The organism is Streptomyces sp. NPDC004721 (assembly GCF_053601495.1).
This window is the reverse complement of sequence record NZ_JBSGBZ010000047.1, coordinates 21,857-40,545: the sequence shown is the minus strand read 5'-3', so window position 1 is coordinate 40,545 and position 18,689 is coordinate 21,857. Positions and strand designations below refer to the sequence as shown.

Sequence of the window (18,689 nt, the reverse complement as noted above, 5' to 3'; positions counted from 1 at the left end):
CGATCGGTACCGCAGGCGCAGGAACACGACGAGAGCGGGTGCCAGCGAGGCCCGATGCCACCGCGAGCAGCAGCACCCTGGCGGCACACACCCGGTGACCGGTCCGCAGACGGCTGCAGACTTCTGGCACCCTCTCGCACCACGCCTGACTGGTCCGTCGGGGCTCGGAAATCCGCCAGGGATCAGAAACAGCCGCCAAGGGCCCCGCCGTCATCGTCCAGTTCACCACTGAGGACGACGACAGTCCGCGGATCCTGCGCGAGTGAGTCGACGGCGGCGGCATTCTCACATGGCGCGCAGGCCGCGGTCGGCGAAGGTGATCAGCCACTCGAAGCTCTCGTCGATGTCGGCGCTCCACTGGAAGGCGTTGGCCGCCTGCATCGTGGCGAAGCCGTGGCAGAGGCTACGGAGCGTGCGCAGGGCGTGGTCCACGTCGGGCTCTGCGATCTCGTAGCCGCGCAGGACCGCCGTGAACGTGCCGAGCAGCCGCTGACTCGCGGTGGCCAGCGGATCGTCCGGGCCGGACGGTTCCATGCCGATCGTTGCGGCGTACCGGCCGGGGTGCTCCAGGACGAAGGCGCGGAAGGCGCGCGCCGCGGCCGCCAGGGCGTCGCGGCCCGCGTACCCCTGGACCGCGCCGCCGACGGCCTCGGCGGCCTCGTTCAATGCCAGGACCGCGATGCGCCGGTTGAGGTCTTCCTGGCTGCCCACGTGCTTGTACAGGGACGGGGTGCGCACGCCCACCCGCTCGGCCAGCAAGCCCATCGTCAGGTTGGCGAAGCCCACCTCGTCGGCGAGGGCGGCGCCGGCCGCGACCACGGCCGCCGGGTCCAGGCCGGCCCTAGGCACGGGCGGCGTCCGATCGGAGGAAGGTGAGCATGAGCGAAACCACCTGGTCGGGGAACTGGTCGTGCGGGTAGTGCCCGGCGCCCTCGATCATCTCAAGGTGGCCGAGGCCGGACGGCAGGGCATCCACGATCGCCGAACCCTCGGCGTGCGGCTCGGCCCAGTCGGGGTCGCGCGTGCCCATCACGACCAGGACCGGGCAGCGGACGTTGCCGAGTTGCGCGCCGGCGTCGGTCGGGGTGCTGCGGCCCATGCCCTGCAGGGCCTTCATCCGGCCCGGCTCGCGCAGCAGGGCGTCGATACGGCCGAGCCGCTCTGCCCAGTCGGCCGGCTTCACGCCGGGGTAGGCCACGTCGAGGTACGAGCGCCAGAGCGGCACGCTTCCGAACGCACCCGTGCCGAGCAGCCGCAGCATGCCCTGCCGGAAGCGCTTCACCCGCAGGTCGCCGAGGCGGATTGACTGCTTGCGGGTGAACGGCGCCAACTCGACAACCGCGGTGATCAGCGAGGGCTCCTGCGCCGCGGCGATGGTGGCGGCGCCGCCGGAGATCGAGTGGCCGACGAGCACGGCCGGGCCGCCCAGGTGGCGGATCACGGCGAGCAGGTCGCCGGCGATGGCGGTGCGGCTCCAGGCCGGCCAGCCGGCGCTGGACTCGCCGCAGCCGCGCAGATCGACCGCGGCGACCCGATGGCCCGCCGCCACCAGCGGCGGGATCACAGCACGGTACGCAGCGCGGCTGTCGCCCATGCCGTGTGCGAGAACGATCAGCGGGCCGGACCCCGCCACCTCGTAAGCGATCGTGCCGCCGTCGACGGCAAGGTACTCGGTCATGACATCCCTCAGATCGTGGCTAACCCTGTTAGCTAAAAGCTAACTTCATTAGCCAACCCTGTCAATGACGAAATCGAGCGCCGCTCGAATGGTCGTCGCCGCAGGTCACACGGCGTATCTGTACTCGCTGATGAGGCCGCCGAGGCTCCGGGTGCGCAGCCATCTCCTACGCGGAAGGGATCCTCGCCTGCTGCACCGGTGACGCCGGTGATGTGCAGGTGCCGGGTGCCGTGCTGGAGGAAGGCCAGCGCATGGAGCCGCCTGCCGAGCGCGGTGTCGATGTGGAAGAAGTCCGCCGCGATGATGCCTTCGGCCTGGGCGGTGAGGAACTCACGCGAAGAATCGGCGATGCCGGCCGAGCAGGGTGCCCGGAGTGACCGGGAGACCTCGCGCCAGCGACACCGAGGTATCCGACCGAGAGAGCAGCGAACCAGAACCGATCGACTTGCTCGTAGCGGACCGGGCCGGCCAGCTCCGACGACAACTCTTCGAGCGGCACGGGCGAGCGGCGCGTGGCTCGAGCGGGGAGGGCGTCGCAGGGCCGGAATGGGCAATCAGATGTCTTCCGCTACCCGGAAGGCCAGACAGACGACGACGGTGTGATCATCGACCGGAGTACCCGCACGGTCCCAGAAACGCCGGTGCACATCGCGCTCGGGCCACACACGGCGTAGGCGTGATTATATGCGCGGCTCACCTGCGAGCGGCTTGAACTGGCCCAGCGTCCAATGCCGCCGGAGAGCGGCGCCGTGTGACCTTGGACGCGGTCTGAGTCCAGGTGGTGCCGGAGTTGGTCTCCGTCGTCCAGGAGCGCACGCGCGGTTCGGGGAGGGGCATCAAACTCGTGGTCCGCTACGAAACCACCGTATTGATCGCAGCTATCAACGAGCGGCTGCAACCGGCGCAGTCGTACCACTGACTACAGAGTGATCCAGTAGCGGCGCTTGATGCCCTCGTTGGTTGTGCGGACGTCTTCCAGGACACCACCGTTGCGTTCGATGCTGCGTGCCGACCCGATGTTGTCGTCGTCGCAAGTGACGAGGACTCGATCCAGGCCGAGTGCACGGGCCTCGGGTAGAACCGCCCCGAGAGCCCACGTTGCCAGGCCGCGTCTCCGGAAGGAGGGGCGGATGCTGTACCCGATGTGCCCGCCGACGTCGAGCAGAAAGGCGTTCAGGTAGTGCCGCAGATCAATGGCTCCCAGGTAGTTGTCGCCCTCGGCGATCCACCAATGGGTGGCATGGACGCGCTCTTCTCCCACGGCAGCTGACCTGTCCGACTGCTGTTGCAGTCGTGCGACCCACTCCGAGAAAACCCCGGGGCTGTCGAGGTCGGCATCAGGCGCGAGACGCAGGCCTGTCCCGTCCTGGTGCGCACCTGGAGGCCACTCGTCACGCGCTGCGAGCCATGAGGATTGCAGCTGGCTTGTGGGTGCGATCAGTTCAGGCATGCGGCCGACGCTAGCACTGCCGTGAGGGCCTGTTGCGAAAATGGATCAAGGTTCGTGGATGGTCAGAGCACCGGGACGCTGGACCAGGGGCGGGCGGCCTCGATCGCTGCCGCCACGCGGAACACCGTGGTGTCGTCGTAGGTGCGCCCGACGACCTGCACCCCCGTCGGCACTCCGGTCGAGGCGAAACCGGACGGCACGCTCAGCACCGGGCAGCGGCTGGCGATGTTGAACGCCGTGGTCATCGCGGCTTCCAGGTAGAAGTCCAGCTCGACGCCATTGATCACGACCTTGGTCGAGAGGTGGTCGTCGTCCGCCGTGAGCGCCGGGATGGCCGTGGTCGGGCACAGCAGCACGTCGTAGCGGTCCAGCAGGGCACCGAGCGTCGTCTGCACCGCGGCCTCGATCTCAAGGCCCAGTAGGAAGCTGCCGGGCTCGCGGACGGCCTCGGCGGCCCGTTGGGCGAAGTCGAGCGCGTACGTGGTGAGCTGGTCGCCGTGCTCGGCGGCCACCGATCCGATGTAGGGGCCGAAGACGGAACCGAAGTGGATCACCGCTGCCCGCATCACGTCCGCCCGCATGATGGGGACCTCGACCTCCTCGACGACGGCCCCGGCCGCGCGCAGCGCCTCCGCGACCGCGCGGGTGTTGGCCTCGACCTCGGGATCGACCGGCCAGTCCCCGAGGGTGACCGATAGCGCCACCCGCAGGCCTTCGGCGCTCTCGAACCGCTCGGGCAGGACGAGTTTGGGCCGCAGCGAGACCGCGTCGAGCGGGTGGGGCCCCGCGATGACGTTCTCCAGCAGGGCGCAGTCGCCGACGGTGCGTGCCATCGGACCGTCGTGGCAGTACGTGTCGAGGTTGAACGGCGTCATCGCCGGAACACGCCCGTACGGCGGCTTGAAGCCGACCGTGCCCGTGTACGACGCGGGGATGCGGATCGAGCCGCCGATGTCGGAGCCGGTCGCGAGTGTCGTCTCACCCGCCGCGAGTGCGGCGCTCGCGCCGCCCGAGGAGCCGCCCGGGGTGAATTCCAGGTTCCACGGGTTGCGGGTGATGCCCCACAGCCGTGACTGTGTGAACCCGGCGCAGCTGAACTCGGGGGTCGTGGTCCGGGCGTGCACGATGCCGCCGGCGGCCTGGATCCGCTCGATGACCGGGTGCGTCTGCTCGGCGATCTCGTGCTGGAACGCCAGGGATCCGTCCGTGCTGCGGCGGCCGGCTATGGGCTGCTCCTCCTTCGTCGCGACGGCGAGACCCTCCAGGGCGCGGGGTGCCTCGCCCTTGCCCGCGTACCGTGCCTCGGCTTCGCGGGCGGCGGCGAGCGCCTCCTCGAAGGTCCGCTCGGCAAGGGCGTTGACCTTCGGCTCGACGGCTTCGGCGCGCGCGATGACCGCGGTCATCAGCTCGACCGGTGACAGGGAGCGGTCGTGGAACCGGCGCAGGGCTTCGGTGGCCGGCAGGTAGGCGAGGTCGGTGAGGTCGGTCATGTGATGTCCTTCGGGAAGAGTCGGAAGGGTCAGGTGAGCGCGCGGCGGCCTGCGGAGATGCGGGCCGGATCCCATCCGGGCCGCGGGACGGAGTCGAGCAGGAGGCGGGTGTAGGGATGCCGTGGGCCGGTCAGGACGGAGGCCGTGGGACCGGACTCGACGATTTTTCCGTCCCTCAGCACCACCACCTCGTCGGTGATGTGCCGGACGACCGCGAGGTCGTGGCTGACGAAGAGGAAGCCGATGCCCTCGTCGCGGCGGATGCCGGTGAGCAGGTCGAGGATCTGCGCCTGGATGGATACGTCGAGCGCGGCGACCGCCTCGTCGAGGATGAGCACCTGTGGTCGGGCCGCCAGTGCCCGGGCGATCGCCACGCGTTGACGCTGTCCGCCGGACAGCCGGCGGGGCAGGGCCGTGGCCTCACGCTCTCCCAATCCCACCTGGTCGAGGAGTTCGGCGACCCGCCTGCGCCGCGCCGGCGCGTTCAGCGGGAAGTGCAGGCGCAGGACCTCCTCGAGGCACGCCCGCACGCTGATGCGCGGGTCGAGGGAGAGGTACGGGTCCTGGAACACCATCTGGATCTCGCGGGCGCGGGCCAGACGCTCGGCGCGGCCGCGGGCACGCGCGAGACGGTCGCGTCCGTTCAGCTGGATGCTGCCGGCATCGGGTGTCTCGAGGCCGACGAGCATGCGCGCCGTGGTGGTCTTGCCGCATCCGGACTCGCCGACGATGCCGAGTGAGCCGCCCGGTCGCAGGGTGAAGGAGACGCCGTCGACCGCAGCGTGGCCGCCGAACTCCTTCCGCAGTCCGTCCACCACGAGACCGGACGCGCCGGTCTTCTCCGTCGCGGCATTCACAGCAGGATCCCTTCTTCGGCGCGCAGGCAGGCGGCCAGGCCCTCGCCGCCGTACTGCCGCAGGACGGGCTTGTCGACCGAGCAGCGCTCCTGCGCGTGCGCGCAGCGCGCGGCGAATGCGCATCCGGCCGGCGACTCGGCGAGCGAGACCGGGCGGCCGGGGATGGGCCGCGGGGGAGCGGCGTCGGGTTCGATGCGGGGTGTGCACGCGAGGAGGCCGGCCGTGTACGGGTGGCGCGGCCGCTCGAACAGGTCACCGGCGGCCTGCGTCTCTACGATGCGCCCCGCGTACATGACGTAGACGCGGTCGCAGATGGCCGAGGCCAGTTCCAGGTCGTGGGTGACGAAGAGCAGCCCCGTGCCGCGCTCGGCCTGCAGGCGGGTGAGGATCGCGATGACCTCTGCCTGGGTCGTGACGTCCAGTGCGGTCGTCGGCTCGTCGGCGACGAGCAGTGAGGGCCGGCTTGCCAGTGCCGCCGCGATGACGACGCGCTGGAGCATGCCGCCGGAGAACTGGTGCGGGTAGCGCCGCAGCGCGCCGCGCGGGTCGCGGATGCCCACGGCAGCGAGAAGTTCCTCGGCCTGGCTCGTCGCCGCCGCCGCGGGTACGCCGGCGGCACGCATTTGCTCGGTGAGGAAGTCGCCGACGCGTCGCATCGGGTTGACCGAGGCACGTGGGTCCTGGAAGATCATCGAGACCTGACGGGTCCTCAGTTCCGTCAATCCGTGCCGGTCCAGCGTCAGTACGTCGCGGCCCGCCACTCGGACCTCGCCGTCCGTCCGCGCCGTTTCGGGCAGCAGCCCGAGCACACTGCGGCAGGCGACCGATTTTCCGGAACCGGATTCACCGACCAGGCCGACGGTCTCACCCGCCTCCACGTGCAGGGACACGCCGTCCAGGATCGGCCGGGCCGCGCGCCCCCCGGGCAGTCGCACGGAGAGGTTGTCGATCTCCAGAAGAGACTGATGCACAGTCATCCGCCTCACCACTCCCGCTTCGCGACCCGGTCGGCGATGCCCTCGCCGACGATGCTGAACGCCACGACGGCGAGCACGATGCACACGGACGGCGCGAGCGCGGGAAGCATCGCGCCCTGCAGCAGCGCGCCCTCACCCTCGTTGATCATCGCGCCCCAGTCGGCGGTCGGCGGTTGCACCCCGAAGCCGAGGAAGGAGAGCGCCGCGAGGTCCATCAGGGCGTACCCGAAGTTGATCGCCGACTGGGCGAGCACCGTCGGCGCGATGTTGGGCAGCAGGTGCCGGACGCAGATCGTCCAGCCCGACCAGCCCTGCACGAGGTAGGACTCGATGTAGGGACGTGCCTTCTCCTGCCGGGCGATGCTGCGCACCAGGCGCCCCACGTACGGCGTGTACGCGACGGCCATGGCGACGACGGGCGCGGTCATGCCCGGGCCGGTGACCGCCACGAACATGATCGCCACGAGCAGTCCGGGGAAGGAGAACACCAGGTCCATCGACCGTGAGAGGACCGCGTCGACCCAACTGCCGCGCCATGCGGCCACGACGCCCACCAGGATGCCCAGCAGGGTCGACAACCCGACGACCAGGAGCGGTCCGAGCAGCCCGGAGCGCGCGCCGTACAGCAGGCGCGACAGCACGTCCCGGCCCGACTGGTCGGCGCCCAGGAGGTGGTCGGTGCTGCTCCCGGCCAGGGTGGCCGGCAGGTCGAGGGCGTCGGGGTCGTACGGCGCGAGCAACGGTGCGAACACGGCGACGGCCACCAGCACACCCAGCAGCAGGACGGCCGCGGTGAACAGCGGCCCCTGCCCGAGCACCCGCAGGCGGCGCAGACCGGGCCGCCGGCGCAACTCGGTCACGGGGACAGCGGTGGTCATGAGGCACCTCGCCGGGTCAGGGTCAGCCGGGGGTCGATGAGCGGCGCGAGGAGGTCCACGACCAGGTTCACCAGGACGAATGCCGCCACGGTGAGCAGCGTGATCGCCTGTACGACGGGGAAGTCCTTGACCGTCACCGACTGCACGAGCAGTGAGCCGATGCCGGACACGTTGAAGGCGGTCTCCACGATCGAGGTGCTCACCAGGAGTCCGGCAAGCATGGTGCCGCCGACGGTGACGATCGGGCCCAGCGCGTTGCGCAGCACGTGCCGCCGCACCACGGTGCCCTCGGCGACGCCGCGGGAGCGCGCCACCTCCACGTGCTCGCGCCTCAGTTCGTCGAGCATCGAAGAGCGGGTCACCCGGGCCAGCAGCCCGGCGAGGGTGACCGCGAGGGCGAAGGCGGGCAGGGTCAGGTGGTAGAGCCGGTCCGCGAAACCGGTGCCGGCGGCGCCGGGCCCGGGGAACCAGCCCAGCTGCACCGAGAACAGCGAGACCAGCACGATGGCGCTGACGAACGGCGGGGTCGCCGTGGCCACGCCGGTGCACACGAGCACCACGCGGTCGACCACGCCGGGGCGCAGCGCGGCGAGGATGCCGGCGAGCACGCCGCCGAGGCAGGCCAGCACGGCCGAGTACCCGATGAGGAGGGCCGTGCTCGGCAGGCGCGAGCCGATGAGGGATCCGACGTCGTGCCGGAACTGGACGGAGCGCCCGAAGTCGCCGTGCAGCACATTGCCGACCCACTTCAGGTACTGGGTGAAGAACGGGTCGTCGAGGTGGTACTGGGCGCGGATCGCGGCCTTGGTCTCCGGCGAGACCGGGTGGCCCTTGAGGAGGAAGGACACCGGGTCCCCCGGGGCCAGGTGCACCGCGCTGAAGACCAGGAAGGAGGTGATCAGCAGCACGGTCACCAGCCCCAGGAGCCGGCCGAGGAGGTAACGGGCCATCAGTTCGCCGAGCCGATCTTCGCGGCCCACGGGTAGTACAGCTGGGCGATACCGGCCGGAGCACCGGTGATCCGACTGCCCAGGAACACCGAGTGGGGAGCTTCGTACAGCGGGATGGCGGGCAGGTCGCGCAGCGCGATCTTCTGCAGCTCGGCGGTCAGGTCGGCACGGGCGGCCGGGTCGGCGACCGCCGAGGCCCGGTTGTAGAGCGCGTCGAACTCGGGGTTGGAGTAGTTGCCGTAGTTGCCGAAGTCGCCGGTACGGAACGACTGGTAGAACTCGAGAGGATCGGGCGAGTTGATGTAGCCGTTGGTGAAGACCAGGTCGATGCCGGCACGGGCGTGCGGGTCGGTGAAGAGCGCCGTGTACGCGTCGGGTGCGATCGGCTTGATCTGCACGTCGAGACCAATCTTCTTGCCGGCCGCCTGCACGGCGTTGGCGACGACGGTGATCTCCGGAGTGAGCGTGCTGCTCGCGATGACGACCTTCTTGCCGGTCGCACCGGCCTCCTTGATCAGCTTCTTGGCGCCGTCGATGTCGTACACCAGGTCGGGAAGGGCGGAGAAGTAGCCGGCCGTCCGGTCCGGGGCGGTGAGCCAGGCGCCCCGCGCGGCCGGGGCCTTGGCCGGCACGGCCACTCCCGCGACGGCGGCCTTGATGATGCTCTGCCGGTCCAGCGCCATGGACAGGGCCTTACGCACCTTCAGATCGCCGAGCGTGCCCTTGAGGTTGAACACGGCGAGGTCGGAGGCGGCGGTGTTCGGGCCGAAGTACAGCTTGCCCCGAGAGGTCGACTTGAGCTGCCCGATCGAGGTGGCCGGCACCAGGTACCCGCCGTCGACCGATCCGGAGAGCCAGGCGTTGGTGCGTGCGGCCGGGTCCTGGATGAAGACGAACTTGACGCTCTGCGCCTTGGGAGTCAGCGTGCGATCCCAGTACGCGGGGTTCTTCTTCAGGGTGATGCTGTCGCCCTGGGCCCAGGTGCCGAGCGCGTAGGGGCCCGTGCAGTCGACGCCGGCCTTCGGGTTGCCGTAGTCCCGGCCGGCCCTGGCCAGGAACGCGGCGCTCTCGATGGTGCCGGGGGAGGCCGCCATCAGTTCGTTGAGCAGGACGTCGGGCTTGTTGAGCTTGATCGTCACTTCGAGCGGGCCGGTCTTGGTGATCGAGGCGACGTTCTTGAACGCGCTGCCCCACGCCGAGCCCACGGCCGGGTCGAGATGGCGCTTGAGGGAGGCGACGACGTCGTCCGCGGTCATGGTCGAACCGGAGTGGAACTTCACGCCGTTGCGGAGGGTGTACACCCAGGTCAGCGGGTTGGGATGGGCCGACTTCAGGGCCAGGCCAGGCGCGATCCTCATGTCGGGTGTGATGCGGAACAGCTGCTCGCAGACGTTCGCCAGGACGGTGTTGGGCGGGTAGTCCCAGGCCTGCGTGTAGTCGAGGGAGTAGGGCTCGGCGTAGAGCGACCAGGAGAACGACGGGATCGAGCCCTTGGCCGCGGGTGTGTCCGCGGAGACCTGGTACGTGGTGCTGCCCTGGGCGGATCTGGCGCCGGTGGACGAGGCGCCGGAGCAACCGGAGACGGTCGCAGCCAGGGTGACCGCTCCGGCGAGCAGGGCGGTGGGTCTGGAGGCACGCAAGGAACCCACCCCTTTCGAGGGTAGTGGGGGTGCTGTGGATGGCAGCGAGTATTGATGCGGGAACGTTCCTTCACAAGGGTTTGCGGGAACGGTTTTTTTGAGGTCAGAGGCGGGTGACGACGGCACGCGGGGCTGGCACCATTCAGCGCATGACCGAAACTCCGCGCCGCAGCGGACACGGCGTCCCGGCCGCCGTGCCCCGGGTCCGCCTCGTCGACGTCGCCCGCGAGGCGGGCCTGTCCAAGACCACCGTCTCCGCCGCGCTCAACGGCACCGGACGCCTTTCGCCGGCCGTACGCGAACGCGCCCGCGAGACCGCACGGCGCCTCGGCTACCGGCCCAACGCGACCGCGCGGCTGCTGCGCGCCGGGCACGCAAGGCTGATCGGCTACGCCGTCGGGGAGTATCCGACAACCCCCGGGTCCTACATGGACTCCCCCTACTTCGCCCGGTTGACCAGCGCCATCGCGACCGCAGCCCTGCACCACGGCTACGCCCTGGTGCTGCTGCCCACCAGTTCTTCGCCCAGCGAGTGGGCCGATCTGCCGCTGGACGCCGCGATCGTCGCGGACCCGCTCGAGGACGATCCTCTGATCGAGGACTTCGTCGCCGCCCGTATCCCGCTGTCCACCGACCGCTCGGTCGAGGGTCGTCCCGGCACGCACTGGGTGGACATCGACACCGACGCCGCCATGCGCGAGGTGCTGGACCACCTGCATGCCCAGGGCGCGCAGCGCATCGCGGTCGTCGCGCCCGACACCCCGACCCGCTTCAACAGGGAGGCCCTGGACCTCTACCGGCGCTGGTGCGCCAGGCAGGGTGCCACACCTCGGATCACGCTTTCGGTGCGGCCGGGCAACGGCCCTGCCGTCGAAGCGGTCGAGCGGGCCCTCAGCGCTCCCGATCGGGCCGACGCCCTGCTCGTGCTGACCGAGGCCAATCCGCCGCTGGTGCTCGACGCCGCGCGCCGCCTGGGCCTGTCGGTACCCGGCGACCTGCTGCTGGTGTGCGCGAGCGAGGACTCCTCGGCCGCGCATGCCGACCCACCCGTCACAACCCTGAGCCTCCAGCCGGAATGTGTCGCCGCAGCGGGCATCGAGCAACTCGTCGCGGCGCTGGAGAGCGGGAGCCAGGAGCCCACAGGCACCTTGGTACAGGCGAAGCTGGAGATCAGGGCGTCATCGGAGCGCGGGGGCGATTCCACGGCAGCGGCCGCGCTTCGACGGCGCGGCCGTCACGAGGTGGAGTGCACCAGCACTCCACTCACGTAGGTCCGCAGAACCCGGGCCGTGTGGATCTCCTCGGCCGGGGCGGTGAAGATGTCCCGGTCGAGGACCACCAGGTCGGCGAGGTGGCCCGGCCGCAGGGTACCGGTGTCGTCCAGGCCGTTGACATGGGCCGACCCCGCTGTGTAGGCCGCGACCGCGGTGGCGAGGTCGAGGCGCTGTTCGGGCAGGAAGACCCGGCCGTCGGCCGCCCCGGGCTCCATCCGGTTGACGGCGACATGGATCCCGGCGAGCGGGTCGGGGCTGCTCACCGACCAGTCGCTGCCCGCCGCCAGGGTCGCGCCCGCCCGCAGCAGGGAGCCGAAGGGGTACTGCCAGGCGGCGCGTTCGGGCCCCAGGAAGGGAATGGTCAGCTCGTCCATCTGCGGCTCGTGGGCGGCCCAGAGCGGCTGGATGTTGGCGATCGCGCCGAGTTGCGCGAAGCGCGGGATGTCGTCCGGGTGGACCACCTGCAGGTGGGCGAGGTGGTGCCGGGGGGCACGGCGGCCGTTGGCGGCGCGGGCCGCCTCGACCGCGTCCAGCGCTTCGCGCACCGCGCGGTCGCCGAGGGCGTGGAAGTGCACCTGGAAGTCGAGCGCGTCGAGTTCGGTGACGTGCGAGCGCAGCGCGACCGGGTCGACGAAGCTCAGGCCGCTGTTGGCGGTGGCGCAGCCGCAGGCGTCCAGGTAGGGGCTGGTCATCGCGGCGGTGAAGTTCTCCGCGATGCCGTCCTGCATGATCTTCACCGAGCCGGCCCGGAACCTGCCGTGGTTCAGTTCCGCGCGGCGGGAGACCAACTCCGGGATCTGGTCCGGGCCCCGGCCGCGGTCCCACCAGAGCGCGCCGTTGACCCGGGCGGTGAGGGTTCCCTCGCGAGCGGCGGCGAGGTAGGCGTCCGAGGGGTCGGGCTGGCCGTTGAACTCGCCGAGCAGGGCGTCCTGCCAGCCGGTGATACCGAGCGAGTGCAGCAGCCGCTGAGCGCGCAGCAGGCCGTCGAGACGGTCGGCGGCGGTCTTCGCGGGCACCAGCCGGGCCACCAGGCCGGTGGCGCCTTCCTGCAGGACGCCGCTCGGTGTGCCGTCCGCCTCCCGTTCGATCCGGCCGTCGGCGGGGTCCGGGGTGTCCCGTGTGACGTCCGCCAGTTCCAGCGCACGGGTGTTGGCCCAGGCGCCGTGGTGGTCGCGGTTGACCAGGTACACCGGCCGGTCCGGCACCACGGAGTCGAGCAGCTGCCGGTTCGGAAGGCCGCCCTCGAAGCTCTCCAGGGACCAGCCGCCGCCGGTGATCCAAGTGCTCTCGGGGTGGTCGTCGGCGAACTCGCGGATGCGGCGCAGGTATTCGTCGACGCCCACGGTGCCGCTGAGGTCGCACTCGGCGAGCTCCATGCCACCGTAGACGGCGTGGATGTGGGCGTCCTGGAAGCCGGGAAGCAGCAACTTGCCCCTGAGGTCGACCACCTCGGTCCGCGGGCCGATCAACTCCCGTACCTCGTCGTGGCCGACGGCCGTGATCCGCTCCCCAGTGACGGCGAGGCTGCTCGCGCGGGTGCGAGCGGGGTCCCCGGTGTGCACGGGGCCGTGGGTGAAGACCAGATCGGCCTTGGTCATGGCAGGTTCTCCTGGTGGTCGGCGGCCCGCTCGTGGGCCGTGGGAGGGAAATGAGGTGTCGCGGTCCGCGTCGTGTGTCCGCGGGGTGCTGTTCAGCCGGTGCTGATCGGGTCGTTGCCGCAGGCGGCATCGCGGGAACGGGAGAAGTAGGGCGACCTGCGGCGCCAGCGGGCCCACGCGGCGGCCAGGAGCCCGGAGCCGATCATCAGCACCGGGACGAGCAGCGCGAACCAGCCGTTGTCGGCTGAGAGTTCGAGGTGATCGGTGGAACGGTAGAAGGTCCAGGCGAGGTAGCCGCCGATGGCGAGCAGCGCGAGCGCGCCCAACACCGGTCCGACGACCGCACGCAGAGCCTCCGTCGGCGAGGTGCGCAGCAGGTGGCGGAAGTGCACGGCGGCGGCCGTGGCGGTGAGGGCGTAGTAGAGGGCGACGACGATGCCGATCGCGTTGACCGCGGCGAAGATCAAGTCGTTCACGGTGGGGATGACCAGCGCCAGTACGGCGAGGGCAAGGGTGATCGCGGTGATCAGCAGGGTGCCGGCGGCGGGGGTCCCGTGCCTGGGGTGCAGGCGCGTCCAGACGGAGCCGAGAACGCGGTCGCGGCCCATCGCGTACATCCCGCGGGCGGTGGGGATGACGGAGGCCTGGAGCGACGCCACCGCGGAGAACATGAGGGCGATGAGCGGCAGTGCGGCCAGCGGCTGGTGGGCGAGCTTCGTGCCGAAGTAGGCGAGCCCTTGCGCGCCGTTGTCGGACAGTTCGCCCAGCGGCAGGACCCGCTGGAAGGCGGTGCCGGCGAGCAGGAACAGGAGCAGCATGAGGGTCAGCGCCATGAACCCGCCGCGGGAGGCGTCCCGCGGGTCACCGACCTCCTCACCGACGCTGAAGACCGACTCGAAGCCCCAGTAGCAGAAGACGGCGAGCACCATGCCCTGGGCGCGGGCTTCGGCCGAGGGGATGTCGAAGGGGTTGTACCACTGGAGCGAGAAGGGCTGGTCCCCGACGAACAGGCCGTAGCCGCAGAAGACCAGCAGCACGCCGTATTCGAAGATCAGCAGGTATTTCTGGAGACGCGCCGCGAGGTCGAGCCCGCGGACGGCGACCAGGACAGCCATGCCGAGGAGGGTGGACTGGAGGGTGGAGTCCGGATCGAGGGAGAGGCCGGCGACGCTGTGGACGGTGGCCTGTCCGAGGAGCTGGATGATCGCCGAGCCGGTCACCGTGGTGGTGTACGCCATGAACACGATCGTGCCGACGACGTTGACCCATCCGGTCAGAAAGCCCAGCCAGGGGCTGAGGATGCGGCCGACCCACCTGTAGCTGCTGCCGGCGTTGGGTTCGGCGCGGTTGAGCCGTCCGTATCCGCCGGCGATGCCGAGTACGGGCAGGAAGGCCAGCAGCATGATCGCCGGCAGGTGCAGGCCGACGATGCTCGCCATCAGACCGAGTCCGATACCGATGCTGCTGGTGGCCGCGGTGCTCGACGCGGCGAGGACGATGCCGTCGACGACGCCTATGGACTTCCGCATCGCGGTCTTGGGGTCTTGGGGGCCGTTCTTCCGCGTGCTGCCCGCGTCCTTCACTGGTACTGCCAATGATCTTCGCCTTGCTGGTAGGGGAACGTGGCCGAACGGGCCTGATGGCAGGCCATGGAAGTCCTTGGCCTCTTCACATGTCAATGGCGTTGTCATAAGCTCCGGCCATGGCTGAGCGTGTGGTTCCGGAGCCGCTTCGACGGCGCAGAAAGCCGACGAAACAGGGCACGGTGCTGTCCGAGCGGGTCATCGTGGAGACGGCCCTTCGGTTGGTCGGCCAGCACGGCGCGGAGGCGCTGACGGTCCGGCGGCTGGGAGCCGCACTGGGCGCCGATCCGAGCGCGCTCTACCGGTACTTCCGCAACACCGACGACTTGCTGCTGGCCATCGCCGACGAGCTCATCGGCCGTGCCCAGCACGGCTGGCAGCCCACTGGCGACTGGCGTACCGACCTGTGCGAGCTGGGCTTGCGCGTCCATGCCTCGTACCAGGCGCACCCGCAGGCCGCCTTGCTCGCGGCGCACCGCACGACGGGGCGGGACAACGAGATGCGGGCCGTGGAGATGATCCTCGGCGTGCTGCGGTCGGCGGGCTTCCGCGACCCGGAAGCGGTACGGATCTACCACGCCTTCGTGGACCAGGCGCTCGCTTTCGCGGCCCTGGACGCGGCCGCGCTGGCCATGCCGGCTCCCGCGCAGGCGGCCGACCTCAAGGTGTGGCAGGTCCGCTACGGCGGCCTGGACGCGGGCACCCACCCCAACATCGCCGCCACCGTGCGCCTGTTGGCCGCCGAGATGCCGCTCAGCGGCTATCCCTTCGCGCTGGAGCTGCTGCTCGACGCCGTCGCGGGCAGGCTTCCGGGCGCGGGCGCGGAGGCCGGCTGAGGCCCGGATCGCACGCCTTCGCCAGGCGCCCCGTAAGAGCCCGGGCTGGGCGGATCGCTGCCGGGATACCGGGGGTGTCGACCTGGGTCGGGGAGCGGGCAGGCTTATGTCAACGTCGTTGACACTTTCCTGGGGCGGGAGGTCTGATGGCCGGACCCCGGAGGCCAACCCCTCCCTGCACCCAAGGAGTCCTCCATGGATCCCGTCCGCGCGCTCAAGGACGCCGGCCCCACCCCGTTCTGGCTGGACGACCCCGGCCGCCCGCAGGCCACGTCGGCCCTGGTCGCCGACACAAGCTGCGATCTGCTCGTAGTGGGCGGCGGCTACAACGGCCTGTGGACCGCCCTGATCGCCAAGGAGCGCGACCCCTCCCGTGACGTGGTCCTGATCGAAGGCGAGGAGATCGGCTGGGCTGCCTCCGGTCGCAACGGCGGCTTCTGCGAGTCCAGCCTCACTCACGGTCTGAGCAACGGCATGGATCGCTGGCCCGGCGAGCTCGCCAAGCTGGAGCGGCTCGGCATGCGGAACCATCAGGCGATCGAGGACACGATCAAGAAGTACGGCATCGACTGCGACTGGCGGCGTACCGGCTCTCTCAACGTGGCGACGGAGCCGTACCAGATCGACGACATGCACGAGTTCGCCGCGCTCGCCGCCCGCTACGGCTGCGAGCAGACCGTACTGGACGCCGACCAGGTTCGCGCCGAGATCAACTCGCCGACCTTCCTGGGCGCGCTCTGGGACAAGGACGGCACTGCGATGCTCAACCCCGCGCACCTCGCGTGGGGCCTCAAACAGGCTTGTCTGGACCTCGGCGTACGCATCCACGAGTACACCTCGGCCACAGCCGTCGCGGAGGCCGGCCCGGGGATCGCGGTGCGGACCCCCTACGGCCGCGTCCTCGCGAACCGCGTCGCCCTTGCGACCAACGTCTTCCCTTCCCTGCTCAAGCGGCACCGCCTCTACACCGTTCCCGTGTACGACTACGCGCTGATGACCGAGCCATTGACGGACGAACAACTCGCCTCCGTCGGCTGGCACAACCGGCAGGGATTCTCCGACGCCGCCAACCGGTTCCACTACGTGCGGCTCTCCGCCGACAACCGCATCCTGTGGGGCGGCTACGACGCCGTGTACCACTACCGGGGCCGAGTGCGCGCCGAGCACGACCAGCGGCCGGAAACCTTCGCCACCCTGGCTCGGCACTTCTTCCGGACCTTCCCGCAGCTGGAGGGGCTGAGCTTCACCCACGCCTGGGGCGGCGCGATCGACACCTGCACCCGCTTCTGCGCGTTCTTCGACACCACTCACCGGGGCCGGGTCGCCCATACGGCCGGATTCACCGGCCTGGGCGTGGGCGCGACCCGCTTCGCAGCCGAGGTGATGCTCGACCTGCTGGCCGGCGAGCGAACGGAGCGGACCGAACTGGAGATGGTGCGGCGCAAGCCCCTTCCCTTCCCGCCGGAACCGATCCGCTGGGCGGGAATCCAGGCCACCAGTCGGTCCCTCGCCCGCGCGGACGAGAACTCCGGACGGCGCAACCTCTGGCTCAAGACCCTCGACCGGCTCGGCCTCGGCTTCGACAGCTGACGTCCGCTCATCCAGGCGAGGCACAGGCGAGGCAAAGGCGCTCGCGGGGCCGGCCCCTCCCCGTCTCAGCGATGCCCGTCGGCAGGACCACCCTGCACCGCGGCCAGGGGCCCGTGCACATGGTGGAGAGGCGCCTGGCTGACCGACCCCCTCGTGGCGTCAGGGGCCGCAGGCCTCCGGAATCGGCGGACCACACCTGGCGGCCGCCGACCCTGCTCGCGCGCTCATGCCGTCGTGCCGGGTTCTTGCCGCGGCTGCGCATCTCCGGCTGGAGCGGCTGCGTAGCGCGCTGATCTGACTTCCTATAGGGCGTCGCGAGCCAGGCAGTGCGCGCTCCCGTGTTCGCGAAGGCCCTGGACGAGTATGTCCGCCGGGACGGCGTGCTCCGCCCGCAACCGGTCGGCGAGGGATTCTGCATCGGCCCGCTCACCGTCGCCGCCGCCCGGAGCGCGCATCTGCACCGCCTCGACGCTCTGCATCTCGCGAAAAGGGGCGCGCCCTGCCCTCGGCCTGCGGGAGCCGACCGGCTTCAACTCTCCTGAGGCGGCACCCTTCTTCACACATGTTTGACGTTGACTTGAACATGCCATGAATAGAACGGGCATCGCATGCGAGCCCCCGCGCACCGCACAACCCGCAATTGCCCGCGATCCGGACAGTGAAAGGTCAGGTGCACCGCATATGCGCGCCACCGTCCGCCGTCTAGGCGCCCTCCTACCCGCCGCATTGCTCGTGGTCGGGTTCCAACTGGGCGGCACCCCGGCCCACAGCTCCCCCCAACCCGATCTGCGACTCGCTCCGCAGTCCACCGCGATCTCCGACAGTTGGATCGTCGTCCTGAAGGACGGCGCCACGAACCAGCCCTCCGACACGGCCCGTTCCCTCACACGGGAGCACCACGGGACTCTCGGGCACGTCTACCGCAGCGCCCTGAAGGGCTTCTCCGCGAAGCTGTCGCGCTCCGAGGCCGCCTCGCTCGCCCGGGATCCGAGGGTCGCGTACGTCCAGCAGAACCAGACTCTCCGGATCACCGACACCCAGCAGAACGCGACCTGGGGTCTCGACCGGATCGACCAGCGCGACCTGCCCCTGAACACGACGTACACCTCCAACACGACCGCGTCGAACGTCACCGCGTACATCATCGACACCGGCATCCGCACCTCGCACGGCGAGTTCGGCGGGCGTGCCAGTGTGGGGACGGACACCGTCGGCGGCGGCCAGAACGGGCAGGACTGCAACGGCCACGGTACCCATGTCGCGGGCACGGTCGGCGGCAAGACCTACGGGGTCGCCAAGGGCGTCTCGCTGGTCGCCGTGCGGGTGCTCGACTGCAAGGGCTCCGGCACGACCGCCGGTGTCGTAGCGGGCGTCGACTGGGTCACGGCGCACGCCGTGAAGCCCGCCGTGGCGAACATGAGCCTGGGCGGCGGCGCGGACACCACGCTCGACAACGCGGTGAAGAGGTCCATCGCCTCGGGCGTGACCTACTCGATCGCCGCGGGCAACGGCAACATCCTCGGCATGCCGCAGGACGCCTGCACCACCTCGCCGGCCCGGGTCCCCGAGGCCATCACGGTCGGCGCGACCGACAGCACCGACACCCGGGCCTCCTGGTCCAACTACGGCACCTGCCTGGACCTCTTCGCCCCGGGCGTGAACATCACCTCGTCCTGGAGCACGAACGACACCGCGACCAACACCATCAGCGGTACGTCGATGGCGACCCCGCACACCGTGGGGGTCACGGCCCTGTATCTGGCGACCCACCCGACCGCGACACCGCAACAGGTGCGGGACGCCCTGGTGAACGGGGCGACCAGCGGCAAGGTACAGAACCCGCGCACCGGGTCACCGAACAAGCTGCTGTACTCGCTGTTCTGACGGC

16 protein-coding genes are annotated in these 18,689 nt (G+C 70.4%); 5 read left to right on the top strand and 11 right to left on the bottom strand.

All coding sequences use genetic code 11. The annotated features are described in order from the left end of the window. Nucleotides 1-285: 285 nt before the first annotated feature. Both ACWEK3_RS31940 and ACWEK3_RS31935 read right to left on the bottom strand, forming a co-directional pair. Nucleotides 286-819, bottom strand: a complete 534-nt coding sequence (locus tag ACWEK3_RS31940) for a TetR/AcrR family transcriptional regulator (RefSeq protein WP_450541396.1) — start codon at nt 817-819, stop codon at nt 286-288. A gap of 22 nt (nt 820-841) precedes the next feature. Continuing rightward, nucleotides 842-1,678 (bottom strand): alpha/beta fold hydrolase, encoded by an 837-nt coding sequence (locus ACWEK3_RS31935; RefSeq protein WP_450541318.1) that lies wholly within the window; start codon nt 1,676-1,678, stop codon nt 842-844. Between the two features lie 230 nt (nt 1,679-1,908). Between ACWEK3_RS31935 and ACWEK3_RS31930 the strand changes: the two genes are divergently transcribed. Beyond that, on the top strand, nt 1,909-2,055 hold the full coding sequence (locus tag ACWEK3_RS31930) for a hypothetical protein (protein ID WP_450541320.1): 147 nt from the start codon (nt 1,909-1,911) through the stop codon (nt 2,053-2,055). Nucleotides 2,056-2,597: 542 nt separating this feature from the next. Here the strand turns inward: ACWEK3_RS31930 and ACWEK3_RS31925 are convergent. From ACWEK3_RS31925 to ACWEK3_RS31895, 7 genes are all read right to left on the bottom strand, one after another. Then, nucleotides 2,598-3,128 carry a GNAT family N-acetyltransferase gene (locus tag ACWEK3_RS31925; RefSeq protein WP_453251187.1) on the bottom strand — a complete coding sequence of 177 codons (531 nt, stop codon included), beginning with the start codon at nt 3,126-3,128 and terminating at the stop codon, nt 2,598-2,600. A 62-nt stretch (nt 3,129-3,190) separates the two neighbouring features. Next, complete coding sequence (locus tag ACWEK3_RS31920; RefSeq protein WP_453251186.1) at nt 3,191-4,618, bottom strand: amidase; 1,428 nt, start codon at nt 4,616-4,618, stop codon at nt 3,191-3,193. A 29-nt stretch (nt 4,619-4,647) separates the two neighbouring features. After that, nucleotides 4,648-5,475: an ABC transporter ATP-binding protein gene (locus ACWEK3_RS31915; RefSeq protein WP_450541324.1), complete on the bottom strand. Its 828-nt coding sequence runs from the start codon at nt 5,473-5,475 to the stop codon at nt 4,648-4,650. Beyond that, complete coding sequence (locus ACWEK3_RS31910) at nt 5,472-6,452, bottom strand: ABC transporter ATP-binding protein (RefSeq protein ID WP_453251185.1); 981 nt, start codon at nt 6,450-6,452, stop codon at nt 5,472-5,474. The genes ACWEK3_RS31915 and ACWEK3_RS31910 overlap by 4 nt, the downstream gene beginning before the upstream one ends. A gap of 5 nt (nt 6,453-6,457) precedes the next feature. Further along, nucleotides 6,458-7,330 (bottom strand): ABC transporter permease, encoded by an 873-nt coding sequence (locus ACWEK3_RS31905; RefSeq protein WP_450541328.1) that lies wholly within the window; start codon nt 7,328-7,330, stop codon nt 6,458-6,460. After that, nucleotides 7,327-8,280, bottom strand: a complete 954-nt coding sequence (locus ACWEK3_RS31900; protein WP_453251196.1) for an ABC transporter permease — start codon at nt 8,278-8,280, stop codon at nt 7,327-7,329. The genes ACWEK3_RS31905 and ACWEK3_RS31900 overlap by 4 nt, the downstream gene beginning before the upstream one ends. Further along, nucleotides 8,280-9,920, bottom strand: coding sequence for an ABC transporter substrate-binding protein (locus ACWEK3_RS31895; protein WP_453251184.1), 1,641 nt, complete (start codon nt 9,918-9,920; stop codon nt 8,280-8,282). The genes ACWEK3_RS31900 and ACWEK3_RS31895 overlap by 1 nt, the downstream gene beginning before the upstream one ends. Before the next feature lie 149 nt (nt 9,921-10,069). Here ACWEK3_RS31895 and ACWEK3_RS31890 point away from each other — a divergent pair, with 149 nt between their 5' ends. After that, nucleotides 10,070-11,191, top strand: a complete 1,122-nt coding sequence (locus ACWEK3_RS31890) for a LacI family DNA-binding transcriptional regulator (RefSeq protein WP_453251183.1) — start codon at nt 10,070-10,072, stop codon at nt 11,189-11,191. Here ACWEK3_RS31890 and ACWEK3_RS31885 read toward each other — a convergent pair. Next, entirely contained in the window at nt 11,155-12,792 is a 1,638-nt protein-coding gene (locus ACWEK3_RS31885; protein ID WP_453251182.1) for an amidohydrolase, read from the bottom strand. The genes ACWEK3_RS31890 and ACWEK3_RS31885 overlap by 37 nt on opposite strands. Nucleotides 12,793-12,884: 92 nt before the next feature. Then, a complete protein-coding gene (locus tag ACWEK3_RS31880; RefSeq protein ID WP_453251181.1) occupies nt 12,885-14,387 on the bottom strand; it encodes an APC family permease in 1,503 nt (500 codons plus the stop codon). Nucleotides 14,388-14,494: 107 nt separating this feature from the next. Between ACWEK3_RS31880 and ACWEK3_RS31875 the strand changes: the two genes are divergently transcribed. From ACWEK3_RS31875 to ACWEK3_RS31865, 3 genes are all read left to right on the top strand, one after another. Further along, on the top strand, nt 14,495-15,211 hold the full coding sequence (locus ACWEK3_RS31875; RefSeq protein ID WP_453251180.1) for a TetR/AcrR family transcriptional regulator: 717 nt from the start codon (nt 14,495-14,497) through the stop codon (nt 15,209-15,211). Nucleotides 15,212-15,406: 195 nt separating this feature from the next. Continuing rightward, entirely contained in the window at nt 15,407-16,801 is a 1,395-nt protein-coding gene (locus ACWEK3_RS31870; protein ID WP_453251179.1) for an NAD(P)/FAD-dependent oxidoreductase, read from the top strand. Nucleotides 16,802-17,482: 681 nt separating this feature from the next. Further along, nucleotides 17,483-18,685, top strand: a complete 1,203-nt coding sequence (locus ACWEK3_RS31865; protein ID WP_450541343.1) for a S8 family peptidase — start codon at nt 17,483-17,485, stop codon at nt 18,683-18,685. The last annotated feature ends 4 nt before the right edge of the window (nt 18,686-18,689 follow it).

Coding starts and splice junctions, on each gene's coding strand:
- ACWEK3_RS31935 (WP_450541318.1), bottom strand. CDS start 1,678: ATGACCGAGTACCTTGCCGTCGACGGCGGCACGATCGCTTACGAGGTG.
- ACWEK3_RS31925 (WP_453251187.1), bottom strand. CDS start 3,128: ATGCCTGAACTGATCGCACCCACAAGCCAGCTGCAATCCTCATGGCTC.
- ACWEK3_RS31920 (WP_453251186.1), bottom strand. CDS start 4,618: ATGACCGACCTCACCGACCTCGCCTACCTGCCGGCCACCGAAGCCCTG.
- ACWEK3_RS31910 (WP_453251185.1), bottom strand. CDS start 6,452: ATGACTGTGCATCAGTCTCTTCTGGAGATCGACAACCTCTCCGTGCGA.
- ACWEK3_RS31905 (WP_450541328.1), bottom strand. CDS start 7,330: ATGACCACCGCTGTCCCCGTGACCGAGTTGCGCCGGCGGCCCGGTCTG.
- ACWEK3_RS31900 (WP_453251196.1), bottom strand. CDS start 8,280: ATGGCCCGTTACCTCCTCGGCCGGCTCCTGGGGCTGGTGACCGTGCTG.
- ACWEK3_RS31890 (WP_453251183.1), top strand. CDS start 10,070: ATGACCGAAACTCCGCGCCGCAGCGGACACGGCGTCCCGGCCGCCGTG.
- ACWEK3_RS31885 (WP_453251182.1), bottom strand. CDS start 12,792: ATGACCAAGGCCGATCTGGTCTTCACCCACGGCCCCGTGCACACCGGG.
- ACWEK3_RS31875 (WP_453251180.1), top strand. CDS start 14,495: ATGGCTGAGCGTGTGGTTCCGGAGCCGCTTCGACGGCGCAGAAAGCCG.
- ACWEK3_RS31870 (WP_453251179.1), top strand. CDS start 15,407: ATGGATCCCGTCCGCGCGCTCAAGGACGCCGGCCCCACCCCGTTCTGG.
- ACWEK3_RS31865 (WP_450541343.1), top strand. CDS start 17,483: ATGCGCGCCACCGTCCGCCGTCTAGGCGCCCTCCTACCCGCCGCATTG.